Genomic DNA, 4,627 nt, shown 5'->3' with positions numbered 1-4,627 from the left:
CGACGACGGGTGCGGGGCGATGCAGGGGCCCTGGTCGATCACGGCCGCGTGCCGGTGGACCCCGTCGCGTGCCGGGCAGCCGTCGCCGCCGTCGCGGAAGCAGCGGACGTGGGGGTTGCGGTAGTACGCGCAGCGGTTGTGCTGGAGCAGGTTGCCGCCGAGCGTGGCCGCGGCGCGGATCTGCGGTGTCGCCACGGCGGCCGCGGTACGGGTCAGGGCCGGGTAGTCCGCGCGCAGCCCCGGGTCGGCCGCGAGGGCGGCGAGGGTCGTCAGCGCGCCGAGCCGGGTGGTGCCGTCGCCGTGGCGGGTGATGCCGTACAGGGCGGGGAGCGGGGGGATCTGCACGGGCGGCGGGCCGGCGGCGGCGCGGTGCCGCCGGGCGGTGGTGTCCGTACCGCCCGCGCGCAGTTCGCCGTGGCCGGCCCGGACGAGGGCGGCGGCTTCGTCGAGGGTCCGGGGCCGGTTCACGGGTTCAGCCCTTCCAGGAGCCGGTCGGGGCGGATGGGCAGGTGGTACGGCCGCCAGCCGGTGGCGGCGTGGACCGCGTTGCCGATGGACGCCGCGACCGGCAGGGTGCAGACCTCCGCCAGGCCGACCCCGCCGCCGTCGACGTGCTCGAACCCCTCCTCGTGGAAGTGGACGTCGATCTCGGGGACGTCGCCGATGCCGGGGATGCGGTAGTCGTCCAGGTCGTCGGTGAGCACGACGCCCGTCAGCGGATCGGTGATCCGCTCCTCGTGGAGGGCGTAGCCGATGCCCTGGACGATCCCGCCCTCGCACTGGCTGCGGGCCAGTACGGGTGCGTGGATCCGGCCGGCGGCGATCCCCGACCACGCCCGGGTGACGCGGGTCCGGCCGAGCAGGGTGTCGACCTCCACCTCCGTGACCTGGACGGCGCCGGTGAACCCGCGGCCGACCGCCAGGTGGTCGACCGCGACGGGGGTGACGTGGCCGCGGCGGTCACGGGGGCGTCGGCCGATCACGCGCAGGCCGTCGGCCCCGGCCAGCAGCGCGTGGAGCGGTGCGGTGGCCGCGGCCCGCCCGGCCCGGGCGGTGAGCGCGGCACGCAGCCGGACGGCGGCGTCGCGGGCGGCCGGGGCGACCGAGGCGGTGGTCCGGCCGGCGCTCGACGTCGGGCCGTGGACGGCGGTGCTCCGGCCGATGTCGACGCGGACCAGTTCCCGGGGCAGCCCCAGCTCCGCCGCGACCACCTCGGCCATGACGGACCGGGAGCCCTGGCCGATGTCCTGGGTGGCGCTGCGCGCCACCACCAGGCCCTGCTCGACGGCGAGTTCGACCCGGGTGCCCGGGTCGAGGAAGTACACCCAGTTGGCGGCGGCCACGCCCACACCGCGGCGGAAGCGGCCGGTCCCGGGGGAGGTGGGGCGGCGCGTCCACAGCGGCAGGCGGGCGGCGACGTCGTACAGGGCCCGCCGCTTGGCGTTGCCGTCCCAGCGGCGGCGCAGCACGAGGGGGTCCTCCCCCCGGCGGTGCGCCGCTTCGTCCACCGCCTGTTCGAGCGCCCAGGCCAGGGGCGGCCCGCCGGGCCCCCGGAACGGGGCGGCGGGCGGCCGGTTGGTCACGATGTCGTAGTCGCGCAGGCGTCGGGGGGCACGGCCGTACAGGAACCTGGCCTGCGCGGCGACGCCGGAGCCGATGGAGGTGCCGCCGTCCGCGTGCACGTCGAGGGTGAGCGCCGCCAGGTCTCCCCGCTCGTCGACGAGTACGGCGATCTCGGCGCGGGTGCCGGGGCGGTGGCCGCCGTCGGTGAGTTCCTCGGCGCGGCTCAGGACGACCCGGACCGGTGCCGCGTGGGCCGCCGCCAGTTCGGCGGCGGCGACGGTCTCGCCGGTCATCCGGAGCTTCGCGCCGAATCCGCCCCCGACGTGGGGTGCGGTGACGTGGACCTGACCGGGCTTCAGCCCGAACCGCTCGGCCGCCTGTTCGGCCACGGCGCCGACGGCCTGGGTGGAGACCCACAGGTGCAGCTCCCCCGCGCTGTCCCACGAGGCCAGGCAGGCGTGGGGTTCCAGGGGCGTGTGCGTCTGCGGTGCGGTGGTGAACGTGCCCTCGACCAGGTGCCGGCCGCCGCGCCGGTCGGCGCGCGCCTCCTCGATGCGGTGCACCGCCACGCGGGCGCGCCGGCTCAGGTTCAGGGGGCCCCGGAGGTTCCCGCGCCACCGGGCGGGGATCAGGATCCCTTCGACCGAGGTGGGGGCGGTCCTGCGGTCCGCCCGCGACGGGTAGGCCAGGGGGCTGCCGGGCTCCTCGGCGTGGCGGACGTCGACGACCGCGGGCAGGACCTCGTACTCCACCTCCACCTGCCGGGCGGCGGCGAGGGCCTCGGCGAGGGTGGGCGCGGCGAGGGCCGCGACCGGCTGGCCGACGTAGCGGACCGTACGGTCGGCGGGCAGCAGGTCGACCAGCGTCCCGGCGCCGGTCACCGACCGGACCCGGGCATGGGGATGCCGGGAGCGGACGATGACGCCCTCCAGCATCCCCTCGGGGCGGTGGTCCGTGGTGTACCGCGCCGCACCGGTGATCTTCTCCTCGGCCTCGACGCGGGCGGGCGGGACGCGGGGGGCGGCGGCCGCGTCCTGCGCGTCGTGGGCGCCGGTGCAGGCCGCGGCGACCGCCGCGTAGATGCCCGGGTACGCCCCGCAGCGGCAGAGGTTGCCGGCGAGCGCCGCGGTGATCTCGGGCCGCGGCGGCGCGGTGTCACCGTGCTCGGAGCGCCACCGGTCGACGAATTCCGACGCCGCCACGACGAACCCCGGGGTGCAGTAGCCGCACTGCAGGGCGTCGTGCGCTGCGAAGGCCCGCTGCACCGGGTGCTTGCCGTGCAGACCCTCCACCGTGGTGACGGATCGGTTCTCCAGGGCCACGGCCGGGGTCAGACAGGAGACCCTCGGGACGCCGTCGACGAGCACGGTGCACGCACCGCACGCGCCCGACCCGCACACCAGCTTCGCCCCGGTGAGGCCCATCGTGTCGCGCAGCAGCTCGACGGCGGTGGCGTCCGGGGCGGGCACGACCTGCCGCGCGGCTCCGTTCACGGTGACGTCCACGGGGCGGCCTAGACCCGGTACCAGGAGGTCCAGCTCCCGCTGGACGAGCGGACGCGCTCGTACTCCGTGTAGGGCACGCTGTCGCTGCCCCGGGTGTAGTCCCGGACGCGGACGGCGAAGGAGTTGGTCGAGCGGGGGAGGATCCGCGGCGCCGCGTGGCCCTGGCCGCCCAGGGAGGTCCAAGCGCTCAAGCTGCCGTCCGTGCGGGTCCACCGGGTCCACACGGCGTGGTCGGCACCGATGACGAAGATCTCGCGGGTGCCGTTGGAGAACGTGTAGAAGGCCTTGCCGGAGCCGTAGGTGCCGCCGCAGTAGAACGTCCCGCCGAAGGTCGGGTCGGTGCAGGTGCCGGGCGCCGCCGGGACGTCGGGCTCCATCGGGGCGGCGGACACGCCGGGCACCGGGGCGGCGGTGGCCGCCGCGGGGGCGGAGAGCAGGGCCGCCGCTGCCAGTGCGACGGCGGCGAGCAGGGTGGAGCGTCTGGTTCCGTGCATGGTCTTCCCGTTCCGATCGTCCGTACGCGGGCCGACGGCGAGCTGTGCGGGCTGCGTTGCGCTGTGCTTGTGCTTGTGCTGCGCTGCGCTGCGCTGTGCTGTGCTCGGAGCCGGTCGGTCCCGGTGCCAGGTCTGGTCTCGCCTATGGGTACGCACGCGGTGCCGGTCCCGGTTCGCCGGCCGGTGGCGGGTCCTGGCGGGGGGCTCCGCCCGGGGCCACGTGGTACCGGGTGACGTGCGGCAGCGGGCGGCGGTCGGGCGCCGCGAGCATGTCCCTGCGCGCGAACCAGGCGGTCAGCCGGGTCCGCGCCTGGTCGTCCTGTTCCCGGGACCGGGCGACGGCGGAGGCGGCGGCGCCTCCCGGCTTCGTGGGCCGCGCCGCCGCCTGCGCCTCGGCGGGCGCGAGTTCGCGCAGCAGGATGCGGATCGGCCCGTCGTCGTCGGCGGGTGCGGTCAGCGCCAGGACGGAGAAGGCCGTTCCCGGCGGGAACACCACCTCGGGCTCGTCCTCGGGTCCGGCGAAGAGGGCCATGCGGCGGCCGGCGGTGGACCAGATGCCGAATTCGACGGTGCCCTCCAGGTCGGCGTCGCAGGCCGGTACGGCAGCCACCGGAGCGGGCTCGACGAGCAGGGAGCCAGGCATGTAGCGGTCCAGCGGGACCTGTTCGGCCGGGGCGGCCAGCATGACCGCCCCGTAGTGGCCGGGCAGACGGCGCAGGCCGGAGCCGAGGCAGCGGAGCAGCGGCGTGTACGGTCCCGGGCCACCGCCGGCCCGGGCGGCGCCGGCCCGGGCGGCCCGGACGAGGTCGGCCCGGGGCACCGGTCCGCAGGTGTCGGCCTGGTAGGCCGCGAGGGCGACCAGGTCCGGCGTGAGGTCGTCCTGGGGGGTGGCGCGCAGGGAGGGCAGCCGGGAGCCGAGCAGTTCGGTCCGGCTGGCCAGGAGGGCGTAGCGCTCACCGAGCAACTCCCGCAGCGCGACCCGCTCCTGGACGGAACTGGGCCCCACCGGCTCCGCCCGAGCCACGCCGGGGTCCCCCGGCCCTCCCGCCCCGGCGTGGCTCGGGC

Annotated in this window: 3 protein-coding genes and 1 pseudogene; all 4 read right to left on the bottom strand. The window is 77.0% G+C overall.

Annotated elements, in window-relative coordinates:
• Window positions 1-468 (bottom strand): FAD binding domain-containing protein (locus tag EF918_RS32895; protein WP_185922032.1); only part of this gene is annotated, 468 nt, incomplete at its 3' end.
• Window positions 465-3,056 (bottom strand): molybdopterin-dependent oxidoreductase, encoded by a 2,592-nt coding sequence (locus EF918_RS32890; protein WP_221889780.1) that lies wholly within the window; start codon window positions 3,054-3,056, stop codon window positions 465-467. The genes EF918_RS32890 and EF918_RS32895, both read right to left, overlap by 4 nt.
• Window positions 3,057-3,076: 20 nt before the next feature.
• Window positions 3,077-3,562 (bottom strand): hypothetical protein, encoded by a 486-nt coding sequence (locus EF918_RS32885; protein WP_125652561.1) that lies wholly within the window; start codon window positions 3,560-3,562, stop codon window positions 3,077-3,079.
• Between the two features lie 142 nt (window positions 3,563-3,704).
• Window positions 3,705-4,627, bottom strand: a pseudogene (locus EF918_RS32880) (hypothetical protein); the annotation flags it as partial.

Source organism: Streptomyces sp. WAC06614, assembly GCF_003949795.1.
In the GTDB taxonomy this organism is placed as follows: domain Bacteria; phylum Actinomycetota; class Actinomycetes; order Streptomycetales; family Streptomycetaceae; genus Streptomyces.
This window is presented reverse-complemented; position numbering and strand designations above follow the sequence as displayed.

Coding starts and splice junctions, on each gene's coding strand:
- EF918_RS32885 (WP_125652561.1), bottom strand. CDS start 3,562: ATGCACGGAACCAGACGCTCCACCCTGCTCGCCGCCGTCGCACTGGCA.